This is a genomic window from Clostridium rectalis (assembly GCF_900626095.1).
In the GTDB taxonomy this organism is placed as follows: domain Bacteria; phylum Bacillota; class Clostridia; order Clostridiales; family Clostridiaceae; genus Clostridium_AS; species Clostridium_AS rectalis.
The window spans coordinates 283,629-299,153 of record NZ_UYZZ01000002.1 but is presented as its reverse complement, the minus strand read 5'-3'; the positions used below and the strand labels follow the sequence as shown (position 1 = coordinate 299,153).

At 29.0% G+C, this 15,525-nt stretch carries 14 protein-coding genes; all 14 read left to right on the top strand.

What is annotated here, in order from left to right:
* The first annotated feature begins 5 nt into the window (after positions 1 to 5).
* The 14 genes from EJL03_RS04115 (at position 6) to tgt (ending at position 15,427) form a co-directional block, all read left to right on the top strand.
* Complete coding sequence (locus EJL03_RS04115) at positions 6 to 1,283, top strand: amidohydrolase (RefSeq protein ID WP_125152701.1); 1,278 nt, start codon at positions 6 to 8, stop codon at positions 1,281 to 1,283.
* 440 nt (positions 1,284 to 1,723) lie between these two features.
* A complete protein-coding gene (locus tag EJL03_RS04110; protein ID WP_125152920.1) occupies positions 1,724 to 5,161 on the top strand; it encodes a pyruvate carboxylase in 3,438 nt (1,145 codons plus the stop codon).
* A gap of 98 nt (positions 5,162 to 5,259) precedes the next feature.
* Positions 5,260 to 5,481 (top strand): hypothetical protein, encoded by a 222-nt coding sequence (locus EJL03_RS04105; RefSeq protein WP_125152700.1) that lies wholly within the window; start codon positions 5,260 to 5,262, stop codon positions 5,479 to 5,481.
* A 131-nt stretch (positions 5,482 to 5,612) separates the two neighbouring features.
* Positions 5,613 to 6,509: a nucleotidyltransferase domain-containing protein gene (locus EJL03_RS04100; RefSeq protein ID WP_125152699.1), complete on the top strand. Its 897-nt coding sequence runs from the start codon at positions 5,613 to 5,615 to the stop codon at positions 6,507 to 6,509.
* 87 nt (positions 6,510 to 6,596) lie between these two features.
* Entirely contained in the window at positions 6,597 to 7,991 is a 1,395-nt protein-coding gene (pdxR, locus tag EJL03_RS04095) for a MocR-like pyridoxine biosynthesis transcription factor PdxR (RefSeq protein WP_125152698.1), read from the top strand.
* A 15-nt stretch (positions 7,992 to 8,006) separates the two neighbouring features.
* The gene (locus EJL03_RS04090; protein ID WP_125152697.1) at positions 8,007 to 8,687 is read left to right on the top strand and encodes a helix-turn-helix domain-containing protein; all 681 of its coding nucleotides are present in this window, start codon (positions 8,007 to 8,009) and stop codon (positions 8,685 to 8,687) included.
* Positions 8,688 to 8,691: 4 nt separating this feature from the next.
* Positions 8,692 to 9,339 carry a YigZ family protein gene (locus tag EJL03_RS04085; protein ID WP_125152696.1) on the top strand — a complete coding sequence of 216 codons (648 nt, stop codon included), beginning with the start codon at positions 8,692 to 8,694 and terminating at the stop codon, positions 9,337 to 9,339.
* A gap of 135 nt (positions 9,340 to 9,474) precedes the next feature.
* Positions 9,475 to 10,212 (top strand): YebC/PmpR family DNA-binding transcriptional regulator, encoded by a 738-nt coding sequence (locus EJL03_RS04080; protein ID WP_125152695.1) that lies wholly within the window; start codon positions 9,475 to 9,477, stop codon positions 10,210 to 10,212.
* 299 nt (positions 10,213 to 10,511) lie between these two features.
* Positions 10,512 to 10,796, top strand: coding sequence for a DUF4491 family protein (locus EJL03_RS04075; protein ID WP_125152694.1), 285 nt, complete (start codon positions 10,512 to 10,514; stop codon positions 10,794 to 10,796).
* Between the two features lie 61 nt (positions 10,797 to 10,857).
* Positions 10,858 to 11,460: a hypothetical protein gene (locus EJL03_RS04070; RefSeq protein WP_243108640.1), complete on the top strand. Its 603-nt coding sequence runs from the start codon at positions 10,858 to 10,860 to the stop codon at positions 11,458 to 11,460.
* Positions 11,461 to 11,551: 91 nt separating this feature from the next.
* Positions 11,552 to 12,145 (top strand): Holliday junction branch migration protein RuvA, encoded by a 594-nt coding sequence (gene ruvA / locus EJL03_RS04065; protein WP_125152693.1) that lies wholly within the window; start codon positions 11,552 to 11,554, stop codon positions 12,143 to 12,145.
* Between the two features lie 15 nt (positions 12,146 to 12,160).
* On the top strand, positions 12,161 to 13,198 hold the full coding sequence (gene ruvB / locus EJL03_RS04060; protein ID WP_125152692.1) for a Holliday junction branch migration DNA helicase RuvB: 1,038 nt from the start codon (positions 12,161 to 12,163) through the stop codon (positions 13,196 to 13,198).
* Positions 13,199 to 13,237: 39 nt separating this feature from the next.
* Positions 13,238 to 14,263: a tRNA preQ1(34) S-adenosylmethionine ribosyltransferase-isomerase QueA gene (gene queA / locus EJL03_RS04055; protein WP_125152691.1), complete on the top strand. Its 1,026-nt coding sequence runs from the start codon at positions 13,238 to 13,240 to the stop codon at positions 14,261 to 14,263.
* Between the two features lie 33 nt (positions 14,264 to 14,296).
* Positions 14,297 to 15,427 carry a tRNA guanosine(34) transglycosylase Tgt gene (gene tgt / locus EJL03_RS04050; protein ID WP_125152690.1) on the top strand — a complete coding sequence of 377 codons (1,131 nt, stop codon included), beginning with the start codon at positions 14,297 to 14,299 and terminating at the stop codon, positions 15,425 to 15,427.
* The last annotated feature ends 98 nt before the right edge of the window (positions 15,428 to 15,525 follow it).

Genomic DNA, 15,525 nt, shown 5'->3' with positions numbered 1-15,525 from the left:
TTTTTATGGGTATACTTATAAAAAATGTAATGATATTAACTATGGATGAGGATAGGGGAATTATAGATAATGGTTATATTTTAATCAAAAATAATAAATTTAAAAAGATTTCTTTTGGAGAATATAAAGGAGAATTTAGTGATTTACAAGTAATTGATGGTGAAGGATATTGTGCATTACCAGGGCTCGTGAATTGTCATACTCATGCAGCTATGACTATCTTAAGAGGTTATGGAGAGGGACTCCCTTTAATGAAGTGGCTTAATGAAAAAATATGGCCTATGGAAAGTAAGTTTAAAGAAGAGCATATAAAATTTGCTACAGAGTTTGCATGTTTGGAGATGTTAAGTACAGGAAGTACATGTTTTAATAATATGTATTTTTATGAAGATCAAATTATAGATATAGTAGAAAGTTTAAAAATCAGGTCAGTGCTTGGGTCAGCAATAATAGGAGAAGAATGGGAAAAACAAATGGAAGTGGCAATTAATATAGATAAAAGGGTTAAAAATAGTAAAAGTGGTTTATTAAATAGTATGTTAGCACCTCATAGTCCATATACTTTAGATAAAAGTGCATTAAAAGAGATTGCAAAAGAAGCTGAAAAATTAGAATGTGGTATACATATTCATGTAGCAGAAACAGAGGAAGAGATAAATATTATAAAGGATAAGTATAATATGACACCTTGTGAATTTTTAGAGGAAACAGGTATATTTAATAATAGAGTAGTAGCAGCTCATTGTGTTCATCTAAATGATGGTGATATTGAAATTATTCATAAAAGAAATGTAAGCCCAGTATATAATCCTCAAAGTAATATGAAACTTGCAAGTGGTGTAGCCAGGATATCAGAAATGATGGATAAAAATATAAATGTTTGTATAGGCACTGATGGTACGTCAAGTAATAATAATTTAAATATGTTTGAGGAAATGGAGACAGCAGCATTACTTCAAAAATTATGGTATAAAAACCCCACAAAGTTAGATGGGAAAACTGTTCTTAAAATGGCAACACTAAATGGTGGAAGAGCATTAGGAATAAATAAATTAGGTAAAATAAAAGAAGGATATTTAGGAGATTTAATATTGATTAATTTAAATAAACCTAGTTTAATACCTAATCATGATATATATTCTAATATAGTGTTTTCTGCCAATGGTAGTGAAGTTGAATATGTTATTATCAATGGTGAAATATTAATGAAAAAAGGAGAATTTTTCAATATAGATAAGGAAAAAATTGTTTATAATTTTAAAAATATGTGTAGGAAGTTATAGTGTTATGAAAAAAGTGGGGTAATCTCCACTTTTTTTATTAAGAATAATAAAATAATATATAAGAGAGCTTATTTTTAAGTATAAGAAAGTGTAAGGATTATGAAGTTTTATAGAAGTAGTATAAAATAAAAACTAAAAATAAATATATTTATATATTGATTATTACACTATAATAATATATTCTATTATGCAAGGGAACTAGTTTGGAAATTGCATGAAATTTATTTGGAAATATATAAAAATAGTATGCTAACAATGTATATATAGCTATTTCATCAAGTTGGGATTTTAATATAAAAATAATATATATAGAAATGATGCAATACAAAAAAATATATAATTCATATTAAGAAAGTGTTTTTAATTTAGATAGGTTAATTAATAAACTAGATAAATTTAATTTATTAGTGGAAATATAATATATAAAGGGGCTGAATGTGTTGATAAAAAGATTTAAAAGAGTTTTGGTAGCTAATAGAGGAGAAATAGCTATAAGGGTATTTAGGGCATGTCATGAGTTAGGTATAAGAACTGTGGCTATTTATTCAAATGAAGATAAATGTGCATTATTTAGAACAAAGGCAGATGAATCTTATCTGATAGGAAAAACTAAAGGACCTGTAGAAGCTTATTTAAATATTGATGAAATAGTAAATTTAGCTGTAAAAAAAGGTGTTGATGCAATACATCCTGGATATGGTTTTCTATCAGAAAATCCTGAATTTGCAAGAAAATGTAGAGAAGCGGGAATTGAATTTATAGGACCATCTCCGGAAATGATGGAAAGATTAGGTGATAAAATTCAATCTAAAATTGTTGCAAAAGAAGTTAAAGTTCCAACTATACCAGGAGTAGAAAAGTCTATTACTTCTGAAGAGGAAGCTATAAAAATAGCAAGAATGTGTGGATATCCAGTAATGGTAAAGGCTGCTGCAGGTGGTGGCGGAAGAGGAATGAGAATAGTAAAAGAGGAAAAAGAATTAGTTTCTACTTATAGAAGTGCTAAAGAGGAAGCTAAAAAGGCCTTCGGTATAGATAATTTATTTATAGAAAAGTATTTAGAGGGACCAAAGCATATAGAAGTACAAATATTAGGTGATAAATTCGGTAATATAGTACATTTACATGAAAGAGATTGTTCAATACAAAGAAGGCATCAAAAAGTTATAGAATTTGCTCCCGCATTTTCACTTACTCAAGAGAAGAGAGATCAAATATGTAATGATGCTTTAAAAATTGCTAAGCATGTAGGATATTTAAGTGCCGGAACAGTGGAGTTTTTAGTGGATAAGTATGGAAATCATTATTTTATTGAAATGAACCCTAGAATACAGGTTGAACATACTGTAACAGAAATGTTAACAGGTATAGATATAGTTCAAAGTCAGATATTAATAGCACAGGGGCATGAGTTAAATTCCTCAGAAATTAATCTAAATTGTCAAAATGATATAGAGGCTAGAGGGTACGCTATCCAATGTAGAATAACTACAGAGGATCCAATGAACAATTTTGCTCCAGATACTGGAAGAATTGATGTTTACAGAAGTGGTTCAGGCTTTGGTATAAGATTAGATGGTGGAAATGGATTTACAGGATCCATAATAAGTCCTTATTATGATAGTCTTCTAGTAAAGACTACTGCATGGTCTAGAACATTTAAAGATGCATCAAGGAAGGCTATAAGGTCAATTAGAGAACTAAAAGTTTCTGGTGTAAAAACTAATGTTGATTTTTTAATAAATGTTTTAAATCATGAAACATTTTTAAGGGGAAAATGTACAACTAATTTTATATCAGATAATGGAGAATTATTTGATATATCACCTAAAGCGGATAAAGAGCTTAGAGTGTTAAAATATATTGGAGAAAAAGTTGTAAATGAAACTCATGGAAACAAACCAAGTTTTGATGTACCTGTTGTTCCTAAAGTTCATTTGTCAGAAGAACTGTTAGGAACAAAACAAATATTAGAAAAGCAGGGCTCAGATGGAGTGATTAATTGGATTAAAAATCAGAAAAAACTTCTTATTACGGATACTACAATGAGAGATGCACATCAATCTCTTATGGCTACTAGACTTAGAAGTAAAGATATGGTAAAAATTTCTAAGTCAGAAGCAAAACTTGCTAAGGATTTATTTTCTATGGAAATGTGGGGAGGAGCTACTTTTGATGTAGCCTATAGATTTTTAAAGGAAGATCCATGGGTAAGGTTAGAAGAAATTAGAAAAAGAGTACCAAATGTTTTATTACAAATGCTTATAAGAGGTTCAAATGCAGTAGGTTATAAAAACTACCCTGACAATGTAATAAGGAAATTTATAAAGGAGTCTGCTAAAAGTGGTATAGATGTTTTTAGAATATTTGATTCTTTGAATTGGTTAAAAGGTATGGAGGTAGCTATAGATGAAGTTCTTAAAAGTGGTAAAATAGCTGAAGCATGCATTTGTTACACTGGGGATATTTTAGATACTTCAAGAGACAAATATTCACTTAAATATTATGTGAATATGGCAAAAGAAATTGAAAAATCAGGAGCACATATTTTAGGGATTAAGGATATGTCAGCTTTATTAAAACCTTATGCTGCATCTAAACTTATAAAAGCACTGAAAAATGAAATTTCTATTCCAATTCATTTACATACACATGACACTACTGGTAATGGTGTTGCTACAGTGCTTATGGCAGCTGAGGCAGGGGTAGATATAGTGGATGCAGCTTTTAGTAGTATGTCGGGACTTACAAGTCAACCAGCAATGAATTCAATAGTAGCTGCATTAAAAAATACAGAAAGAGATACTGGGCTTAATTTAGATGAATTACAAAGAATATCAGATTATTGGAGTGCGGTAAGACCCGTTTATTATAAATTTGAATCTGGGCTAAAGTCCGGATCAGCAGAAATTTATAAGTATGAAATTCCAGGAGGGCAGTATTCTAATTTAAAACCTCAAATAGAAAGTTTTGGATTAGGCCATAGATTTAATGAAATAAAAGAGATGTATAAAAAAGTTAATGAAATGTTAGGAGATGTAGTTAAAGTTACTCCATCTTCAAAGATGGTAGGGGATTTAGCAATTTTCATGGTAAAAAATGATTTAAACCCTAAAAATATATATGATAAAGCTAAAAACATGGCATTCCCGGATTCAGTGGTTTCATATTTTAAAGGTATGATGGGTCAGCCAAAAGGTGGTTTCCCAAAGGAACTACAAAATTTAGTTTTAAAGGGTGAAAGACCTATAAATATACGTGCAGGTGAATTGTTACCACCAGAAGATTTTTCAAGAATAAAAGAAGAATTGAAGAAAAAACACAATGTAGAAATTAATGATAAAGATGCTTTAAGTTATGCGCTGTATCCAGAGGTATTTAATTCTTATTTAGAATATATATTTTCGTATGGAGATTTAAGCCATATGGGTAGTGACATTTTCTTTCATGGGTTAAAAGAGGGTGAAACAAGTGAAATAGAAATTGCACCAGGAAAAACTTTGATAATTAAATTACTTCAAATAGGAAAATTAAATAAGGGTAAAAGAACATTGGTATTTGAAGTTAATGGAAATAGGAGAGAAATAGATATTATAGATAAAGCTAATATTAGCAAAAAAATTATAGAAGAGGACTCAGTTTTAATGGCTAATAAAAAAGATGAATATGAAATAGGTGCAAGTATTCCAGGAAATTTAGTTAAGCTGTTAGTAAAAGAAGGAGAGGTTATAAAGGAAGGAGACAGTATAGCTATAATAGAAGCCATGAAGATGGAGACCAATATATTATCCTCTGCTAATGGTGAAGTTGAGAAAATATTTGTAAAAGAAGGTCAACAGATGAAAACAGGACAGCTTATAATGAAATTAATAAAATAATAAATTCACAAATAGCCTACAATTTGTAGGCTATTTTGTATATTTTAAAATATAATTCCATAAATTAATATAAATTTTAAAATTAGGAGATGAAAGACATGAGTAAAGTTTGTCCTGTTTGTAATGACTTAAAAAAGTTTGATTATAGTTGTAGTAAATGTGGCAGTCTTATGATAAATAAGGGGAGAGTACAGGAGTATATGGATTCCTATGGTTCCGAAGAACCTTTAGATGACTCAGAAAATTATTGCTTTCATGTGTATGAATGTAGAGAGTGTGGTAATTTTTGTAGAAAGGCTATAAAAAAGTTAAAGATCTAGGTGGATTAATTGAAAATGAAGGAAAACATTCATTTTCAATTTTATAAGTATTGTAATTTTATCAACTTATATTATATAATATAAGTTAATTTAAGTTGTTGTAAACTTATTGATTAAAGGGGGAGAAACTTTTGGAAAGAACAATTGTACAATATCAAAAAGCTTTTAATAGCCTGATTGATAATCTTAAGGGGAATGAAACCGTACTTGCAGCAATGGTTTTTGGAAGTGTAGTTACTGGAGACTTATGGGACAAATCAGATATTGATCTTTTTGTAATAATAGATGAGAAAATTTTTGCTATGAAAAATATTTATACGGAAGAAAATGGGGTTCCAGTTCATATAAAACTTATGAGTAAAGGTAAGTTTATGCAGCTTTATGATAAAGATCAAAGAGGTGGCTTTATGCATAGAATATTTGCCTCTTCTAGGTTGGTATTTTCTAAAGATATGGATATTACTAATGGGTATGATAATGCTAGATATTATCCGGATTTAGACAGAGAACGATGGAGCATGGTATATCTAGGGAATCTTTTAAAGAGTATAGGGGTATGCAAGAAATATTTATATAATAATGGAATGTATACTGCTTATATATCAGCAGTTAAAGTGGCGGAGGAATATGCTAAATTGTATGTAAATTCCGCAGGATATATGATTAGTAAAGATGCAATGGTAATGGCTATGAATTTAGATGATAGATTTAAGGAAAAAGTAGACAAAGTATTTTTTGTTAAAAATGATTTAGCTAATGGTATAGAGGAGCTAATAAAATTTGTGGAACAAAATATTGATGAAAATATAAAAAATATTACAGTTCTATTATTAGATTATATGAGAGAAAAGGATAACTTTTTAAGTGGAGAAGATATTAAGGTTGAGAAGCTTTTCCGAAATTTTGATATTCATATGGAAGAGATATTAGAAAAACTTTGCGAAAAAAACATAGTTAAAAAGGATGTAAGAGATTATAAAACTAGTAGCGGGAAAATTTTAATTAAAGAAAATGTATATTTTGTATAGAATTTTAAATTGCTAATTTATTACGAACTTAATTTATATTAAGTTCGTTTTTTAAAATATTTTTAAATTTGGTTGAGGGTAGAGTGTATGGAAAAATATATTATAAGTTTAAATAATAAAGAAATTCCTAAATATATAATAATTTCTCAGCATATAAAAAAAATGATAGATAAAAATTTAATAAAAGATGGAGAAAAATTGCCGTCAATAAGAAAATTGGCTTCTGTGCTGAAGGTTAATAATGTAACTATAGTAAGTGCATATAAAAAGTTAGAAAGTGAAGGCTATGCAATTCAAAAGATGGGAAGTGGAACTTATGCAAAAAGAAAAGATGTATCTATTAATTTTAAAAGAAAGTATGGAAGTATTATAAGAAAAATTTCAGGTGATGATCTTAAAGAGTATATTGATTTTTCAGCAGAATCAGCTTGTAGTACATTGTTTCCTATAGAACCATTTAAAGAAGTTATAAATAAAGTTTTAGATAGAGATGGAACAGATGCGTTAGTATATCAGGAGGCTTTAGGTTATGAAGGACTTAGACAAACAATAGATGAATTTTTTTGGAATGAAAAAATAAAAAAAGAAAATATTCTTATAGTTTCAGGAGCACAACAGGGTATAGATATTGTTTCTAAGGCTTTAATAAATATAAATGATAATATAATTGTTGAGAAACCAACTTATGGTGGTGCTCTTACAGTGTTTAAATGGAGAAGGGCAAATATATTTGAAGTATCTATGGAAGAAGATGGTATGGATCTAGAAAGTTTAGAGAAAATTGCTAAAAAGAATAAGATAAAATGTGTATATGTAATGAGTTATTTCCAAAATCCTACAGGCATAAGCTATAGCATAGAAAAGAAAAAAAGACTTTTAAATTTAGCAGAAATATATGATTTTTATATCATAGAGGATGATTATTTGTCAGAACTTATATATAATAATAGGGAGTATAAAAGTTTTAAAAAACTTGATATATTTGATAGAGTTATATATATAAAAAGTTTTTCAAAAATATTTTTACCTGGAATAAGACTAGGATATTTAATAAGTCCTAAAACACTTAAAGATAGTATTCAAAATTCTAAAGTAAATACAGACATAGCCACATCTAGTTTAATGCAAAGAGCCTTAGATTTATATATAAAAAACGGCATGTGGAAAAAACATATAGATATATTAAGTAAAGTATATAAAGATAGATACGAATTTATGAAAGAGTGTTTAAAAAAATTAAATGGGAAAGTTAAATTTTATGCTCCAGAAGGTGGACTACACTTCTATTTACAAATCAATGATGATAATTTGGATAGTATAAGTCTTTTTTACAATTGCAAAAAAGAAAAGGTACTTATTACGCCGGGGATAATATATTATAAAAATCCTAAACATGGGAAATCTTTTTTTAGATTGGGATTTTCTCAAATAGAAAAAAATGAAATAGAAATGGGAATAGATATAATAAAAAAATATATATAGATTGGAGAATGAAAGGTGAAGAAAGGTTTATTGAAAATTCAATGGGAGGACATAAAACATTATACCGATGAAGAAATAACCTACTTTTTATTCTTGGAAGGAAAAGACTATAATGCAATAAGTAAAATAAGAAATATTAGCAAAGAAACTGTTCAAAAACATATTATAGATGGGAAAATAAAGTATGGTTTTTTAGCTAAAAGTAAAAATGAAAAAGAACTACTTATTAATATATCTAAGGCAGGTAAGTTAGACAAGTTAGATATAATAAAATCTTTAGACTTAAATATGAAAGAAAAACTTATACAATATATAAAGCAAAATTATGTAGATATGTATGGTAAAGAAAAGGAAACAGCAATTTGGATTATTGGCGAGTTGAAAGATACTTCCTGTAATAATATATTAGTAAAGGCTTCTGTACATAAATTTGTAAATGTAAGAAGAATGGCTGTATCTGCTATGGGGAAAATTCAGGATATTAAATTTGAAATGTCTCTAATTAGGGCTTTGGAAGATGAAAATTCTCAAGTGGTTACATATTCAATTAAAGCTTTAACTAAAATTAATAGCCAAAAAGCATATAAAAAAATACAGAAAATATATTTGGATTCACAAAAAGAATATATAAAGAAAGCGGCAGGTATTTATTTAGATAATATAAACTTACAATTGGATAAGGAAGAGGTGAGGTGATTATATGTCATATTTCACAATTAAGGATGAAGTTAGTTCTAAGTTTGAGGAGAAGAAATCGATTTTCATAGGTCATATAAAGAGAATTTATGCTGAAAAAGAGGCTAAAGCATTTATAGATAAAATTAAAAGTGAACATAGTCAGGCCACTCATAATGTTTATGCCTATGTCATAGGTGAAAATATGGGTATTCAAAGATATACTGATGATGGTGAACCTCAAGGTACTGCAGGAGTTCCTATACTAGATGTAATAAAAAAAAATAATATTACAAATACAGTAGTTGTAGTTACTAGGTATTTTGGGGGGGTTTTATTAGGAAAAGGAGGGTTAGTTAGAGCCTATAGTAAGGGGGCTGCACTAGCAATAAAAGATGGGGGTATTGTTGAAAGAGTTGAGGGACAGGCTCTTCATATAAATATAGAATATGATCTTTTAGGAAAAATACAATATGTTTGCTCACAAAATTCTTGGTATATAGAAGATACAATTTATACAGATAGAGTTGAAATTATAATACTGTGTACAAATAATATAATGGAAATGATAAAAAATGAAGTAATTCAAGTAACTTCTGGTAAGTGCGATTTTACTAAAGATAGATATGGATATTACTTTAAAATTGAAAATAGATTATTTCAGGGGGAATGATTTGTAACTGAATTTGAGTTTAAGTTAAAATTTATGGTATAATAATTTGGGCATTTTTTTAATTAATAATACTGTACAGTGAGTGCTGTAAGTTTAATACATATATTTTTTTACACATATTAAGGAGGAGATAATATGTCAGGACACTCTAAATGGCATAATATACAAGCTAAAAAAAGTAAGATGGATGCTAAAAAAGGAAAGGTATTCACAAAACTTGGCAAAGAAATTGCCGTTGCAGCAAAAGATGGATCAAATATTGAAATAAATTCTAAGCTTGCTAACATAGTAGCTAAAGCAAAAGCAGCTAATATGCCACTTGATACAATAACAAGAGCAATTAAAAAGGGAGCAGGAGAATTACAAGGGGTTAATTATGAGGAGATAGTGTATGAGGGATATGGCCCAGCTGGTGTTGCATTAATAGTTAAAGTTCTTACTGATAATAAAAATAGATCAGCGGGAAATGTAAGAGCAGCTTTTACAAAAAGTGGGGGTAACCTTGGCGCTACTGGTTGTGTTGGTTGGATGTTTCAAGTAAAAGGTGAAATTATTATTGAGAGAAAAGAAGATATGGATGAAGATGAAATAATGATGCAAGCTTTGGAAATGGGAGCGGAAGACTTTAGTGTGGAAGAAGAGGTTTTTGAGATTATAACAACTATTGAAGATTTCTCAACTGTCAGAGGTTCTTTAGAAGAAAAGGGATATGAATTTATATCAGCTGATATAAAGTACATACCTGAAAACACAACAGAAGTTAATATGGAAGATGCAGAAAAAGTTCAAAAACTTATAGATAAGCTTGAAGATGATGATGATGTACAAGAAGTATATCATAATGCCGAATTCCCGGATGAATTTGAAGAATAATATAAAATATTGAGGACAGCAATAGGTTTAAACTATTGCTGTCCTTTTAATACTATTCTAATTTATAAGGTGCCTTTATGTTATTAATTTTTACTATGGAATTTTTAAAATTACTTATTTGTAGCAATTATGGCATGTGTGTTAATGCATCATTTGATAATGCATTTATATAGAAAGTACAATTTTATTAACTATAATTCAATTATAAAATAATCACCTATAAATTAATTCTTTAAATATGATATTATTATAGTTATTTGAATAGAATTTTATAGAGATGATTATTATGGAGGTAAAATATGAATTTTTATGGGATTATTATGGGATTATTTTTTCTATTTTTAACGGGGATAGGACATGTCATAGTAATTAAAGGGGAATATTATTTTGGCACTAAGATTTGGCCACTATTTTTATTTATAGGTATATTATGTATAATTATTTCATTGAGGACTAAAAGCACTATATTATCTGGTATACTAGGTATAAACGCATTTGTATTTTTATGGGCCATATTAGAATTATTTCAACAAAAAAATAGAGTGAAAAAGGGATGGTTCCCTAAGAATAATAAAAGAAAATAATATTATTAAAGTGTGTATAATTTTACAAAAATTTGACAATAATGTTCATAGGAGGGATACTATGAACGTTATTAGTAGAAAAAAATTATATATAATTTTAATAATTACTATAGGAGTAGCTATGTTTAGTTTAAGTTATTATATAGCTATGGAAAAATTTGATTTGCGAGATAATAACAATTCTGGAAAGGTACAAGTAAATAATAATGATGAAATAACCGTACAAGGAGAAGGGGATTTAAAACTTAATAATAATACATCTATAATTTTTAAAATTAGATATAAAAAAAGTGGAGATTTAGTTGTGGAGAAAGAAGATAAAGCATCTAATTTAAAGGTGGACACAAAAAATAAGTTAGAACATAAATTTAAAAAAGATGGATATAAAATTGAGAAGGCATCTACTGGCAATATTATACTTGTAAGAGAAGAGAATAAATATGCCCCTAATAAATATGTGTTAGGTATAAAGGATGATAGGATAGCTATTTATAAGACTGATTATAAAGGGAACATGTATATAGAAAATGAAAAAACAGATATAACAGATAAAAAAATAAGCAATTTAAAAGAACAAGATATAAGCCTTTTAACTAATGGAGATAAGTATTTTCAATGTGATACTAAAGAGGAAGCCTTAGCACGCCTTGAGGATTATGATTAATAATCCTTGAGGCTTTTTTGGTTGAATTAAAATAGTTAAAATGGTAAAGTATATATGATAATTTTATTATATATATGAGGGGCTGAGTTTTGTGTACGAGTATATTATAGGTGTTTTTAAAGGTATACGTAAAGATTATATAATAGTTGAAAATAGTGATATTGCATATAAAATATATACATCAGGAAGCACTATAACAAATATTCCTAAAATGGATGAAAAAATTAAGTTGTATATACAACAAATAGTTAGAGATGATTTTAATGGTTTATATGGATTTATGACTGTGGAAGAAAGGGAGATGTTTAATCTTTTGCTTACAATAAGTGGAGTTGGAGCAAAGGCAGCACTATCACTTTTATCTATAAGTAATGTATCTAATTTAAAGTATGCTATATTAACTTCAGATGAAAAAACATTAACAAGGGCCCCAGGAATTGGAAAAAAGACTGCGCAAAGGATTATTTTAGAATTAAAGGACAAACTGGATTCAGGAGACATATTAGAAAATTTCTCAAAAAATGGACAGGAAAGTATCATAAAGGATAATACAGTAGAGGTTTTAGCGGCTTTAATTTCTCTTGGGTATACGGAAAAGGAAGGAAAGAAAGCTCTTAAATCTGTAGATAAAAATGAAAATGTTGAAAATATAATAAAAGAATGCTTAAAGAATTTAATGAATTGAAAGGAGTAATATACAATGGAAGATAGGTTTGTTACCCCTTTAAATATAAAAGAAGATTGTGATATAGAATATAGTTTAAGGCCTAAAAGATTAAAAGAGTACATAGGTCAAGAAAAGGTAAAGGAAAAGTTAGATATTTTTATTAGAGCAGCAAAAAATAGGGGGGAAGCTTTAGATCATGTGCTGTTATATGGGCCACCGGGACTTGGTAAAACCACTTTAGCTAATATAATTGCCGAGGAAATGACAGGGAATCTTAAAGTGACATCTGGACCTGCAATAGAAAGAGCAGGAGATTTGGCGGCAATACTAACTAGTTTAAATGACTTTGATGTATTATTTATAGATGAAATACATAGACTTAATAGGTCTGTTGAAGAGATTTTATATCCAGCTATGGAAGATGGCGCATTAGATATAGTTATAGGGAAGGGTGCTTCTGCTAAATCTATAAGGTTAGATTTAGCCAAATTTACTTTAATAGGGGCTACTACTAGAGTAGGACTTTTAACTTCTCCACTTAGGGACAGATTTGGGGTACTTTGTCCTATGGAGTTTTATGAAGAGGATGAATTAAAGGAGATAATAATAAGATCAGCTGGTATATTAGGGGTATCAATAACTGAAGATGCTGCCTATGAACTTTCTATGAGATCTAGAGGAACACCAAGAATTGCAAACAGAATTTTGAAAAGAGTTAGAGATTATTCAGAAGTTAAGGGTAATGGTATAATAGATTTAAAAACTTCTAAAAATGCTATGAAACTCTTAGAAATTGATGATGAGGGCTTTGATAGTATAGACAATAAAATATTAACAGCGATTATAGATAATTTTAATGGAGGACCCGTTGGAATTGAAACTCTTGCTTATTTTATAGGAGAAGAGTTAGATACAATTCAGGATGTGTACGAACCATATTTATTGCAAAAAGGTTTTATACTTAGAACACCTAGAGGAAGAGTTGCAACAGACAAAGTCTACAAACATTTTAAAAGGCTTAAAGAAGAGCATAAAGAATTAAATCAATGCACAATAAATATTCATAACTGATTTTTGGTTATTTTTCACATAAGAGAAGGAGTTGGAATAATGAAAGTAAAAGATTTTGACTATTATTTACCAGAAGAACTTATAGCACAACATCCATTGGAAAATAGAGATGAGGCAAGACTTATGGTCTTAAACAAAAATACTGGAGAGTTAGAGCATAAAATATTTAAGGATATAGTAGAGTATTTACAACATGGTGATTGTTTGGTGCTTAATGATACTAGGGTATTACCAGCTAGACTTATAGGTGAAAAAGAAGATACTCATGGTAAAATGGAGTTTTTGCTTTTAAAAAGAATAGATAAAGATACTTGGGAAACTTTAGTTAAACCTGGTAAAAGGGCCAAAATAGGCACAAGGTTTTCATTTGGGAATGGTGAATTAAAAGCAGAGGTAATAGGATTAGGAGAAGAAGGAAGTAGAATAGTTAAATTTGAATATGTGGGTATATTTGAGCAGGTATTAGATAAATTAGGACAAATGCCTCTACCACCTTATATAAAAGAAAAATTGGAGGACAAAGAACAATATCAAACGGTATATTCAAAAGAACAAGGTTCTGCGGCGGCACCTACAGCAGGGCTACATTTCACTGAAGAACTATTAGAAAAAATAAAAAATAAAGGTGTAAAATTAGCATTTTTAACTTTACATGTAGGTTTGGGTACTTTTAGACCGGTTAAAGCAGAGGAGATAGAAGAACATACTATGCATTCTGAGTTTTATAAAATTACAGAGGACACAGCAAGAATTATAAATGATACAAAAGAGGCAGGTAAAAGAGTTATTGCAGTTGGCACAACATCATGTAGAACTCTTGAAACAATTGGTGATGATAAAAGTAGAGTAAGAGAGCAGTCAGGATGGACTAATATTTTTATTTATCCTGGGTATAAATTTAAAATTGTAGATGCTTTAATTACAAATTTTCATTTACCTCAATCAACATTAGTAATGCTAGTAAGTGCACTAAGTGATAGAGAAAAAGTAATAAAGTCATATAATGTAGCAGTAGAAGAAAAATATAGATTTTTCAGTTTTGGAGATGCTATGTTTATTAAATAACTATTTTAAACTTACAGATAAAGGAGTGTATCTATGTATAAATTAAAGAAAAGATGCGGTAAAACAAGAAGAGGAGAATTTGTTACTCCACATGGAACTATTCAAACTCCTGTATTTATGAATGTTGGAACATTAGCTGCGATTAAAGGAGCAGTTTCTTCTATGGATTTAAAAGAAATAGGATGTCAAGTAGAGTTATCTAATACATATCATTTACATTTAAGACCAGGGGATAATGTAATTAAAAAAATGGGAGGACTTCATAAATTCATGAATTGGGATAGACCAATTTTAACAGATTCAGGTGGATTTCAGGTATTCTCACTTTCAGGTATAAGAAAAATTAAGGAGGAAGGAGTATATTTTAATTCACATATAGATGGGAAGAAGATATTTATGGGACCAGAAGAAAGTATGCAGATACAAAGTAATATAGGATCTACTATAGCTATGGCATTTGATGAATGTATTCCCAATCCTTCCACAAGGGAGTATGTGGAAAATTCTGTATCAAGAACTACAAGATGGTTAAAAAGGTGCAAAATAGAACTAAATAGATTGAATTCACTTCCAGATACTATAAATAATAAACAGATGCTATTTGGTATAAACCAGGGCGGAACTTATGAGGATATAAGAATAGAACATGCTAAAGTTATAGCTAAAATGGATTTGGATGGATATGCAATTGGGGGATTGGCTGTAGGAGAAACTCATGATGAAATGTATAGAATAATAGACGCAGTTGTACCTTATTTGCCTCAAGAAAAGCCAATATATCTTATGGGGGTGGGACTTCCTAGTAATATATTAGAAGCAGTAGATAGAGGCGTGGATTTTTTTGATTGTGTTTTACCAGCAAGGAATGGAAGACATGGGCATGTGTTTACTAAAGATGGTAAAATAAATTTAATGAATGCTAAGTTTGAATTGGATTCTAAACCTATAGATGAGGGATGCCAATGTCCAACTTGTAAGAATTATTCAAGGGCTTATATAAGACATTTATTTAAGGCCAAGGAAATGCTTGCAATGAGACTTTGTGTTCTACATAATTTGTATTTTTATAATAATCTAATGCAAGAAATTAGAGAGGCAATAGATGGAGATTATTTTAAGGAATACAAAGTTACAAAACTAAAGGAATGGGGAAATAGAGCTTAGACAAACCTTAATTCAAAGAAAGTTAACAATTTATAGGAAAAATATTACTTTACACTTTAAGTGGAAGACTATAAACTTAATAGTACGAAGGGAGGTGA

Bases quoted from the DNA above. Each gene is read 5' to 3' on its own strand.
- EJL03_RS04105 (WP_125152700.1), top strand. From the start codon at position 5,260: ATGAGTAAAGTTTGTCCTGTTTGTAATGACTTAAAAAAGTTTGATTAT.
- EJL03_RS04070 (WP_243108640.1), top strand. From the start codon at position 10,858: ATGAACGTTATTAGTAGAAAAAAATTATATATAATTTTAATAATTACT.
- EJL03_RS04115 (WP_125152701.1), top strand. From the start codon at position 6: ATGGGTATACTTATAAAAAATGTAATGATATTAACTATGGATGAGGAT.
- queA (WP_125152691.1), top strand. From the start codon at position 13,238: ATGAAAGTAAAAGATTTTGACTATTATTTACCAGAAGAACTTATAGCA.
- ruvB (WP_125152692.1), top strand. From the start codon at position 12,161: ATGGAAGATAGGTTTGTTACCCCTTTAAATATAAAAGAAGATTGTGAT.
- EJL03_RS04085 (WP_125152696.1), top strand. From the start codon at position 8,692: ATGTCATATTTCACAATTAAGGATGAAGTTAGTTCTAAGTTTGAGGAG.
- pdxR (WP_125152698.1), top strand. From the start codon at position 6,597: ATGGAAAAATATATTATAAGTTTAAATAATAAAGAAATTCCTAAATAT.
- EJL03_RS04075 (WP_125152694.1), top strand. From the start codon at position 10,512: ATGAATTTTTATGGGATTATTATGGGATTATTTTTTCTATTTTTAACG.
- EJL03_RS04080 (WP_125152695.1), top strand. From the start codon at position 9,475: ATGTCAGGACACTCTAAATGGCATAATATACAAGCTAAAAAAAGTAAG.
- tgt (WP_125152690.1), top strand. From the start codon at position 14,297: ATGTATAAATTAAAGAAAAGATGCGGTAAAACAAGAAGAGGAGAATTT.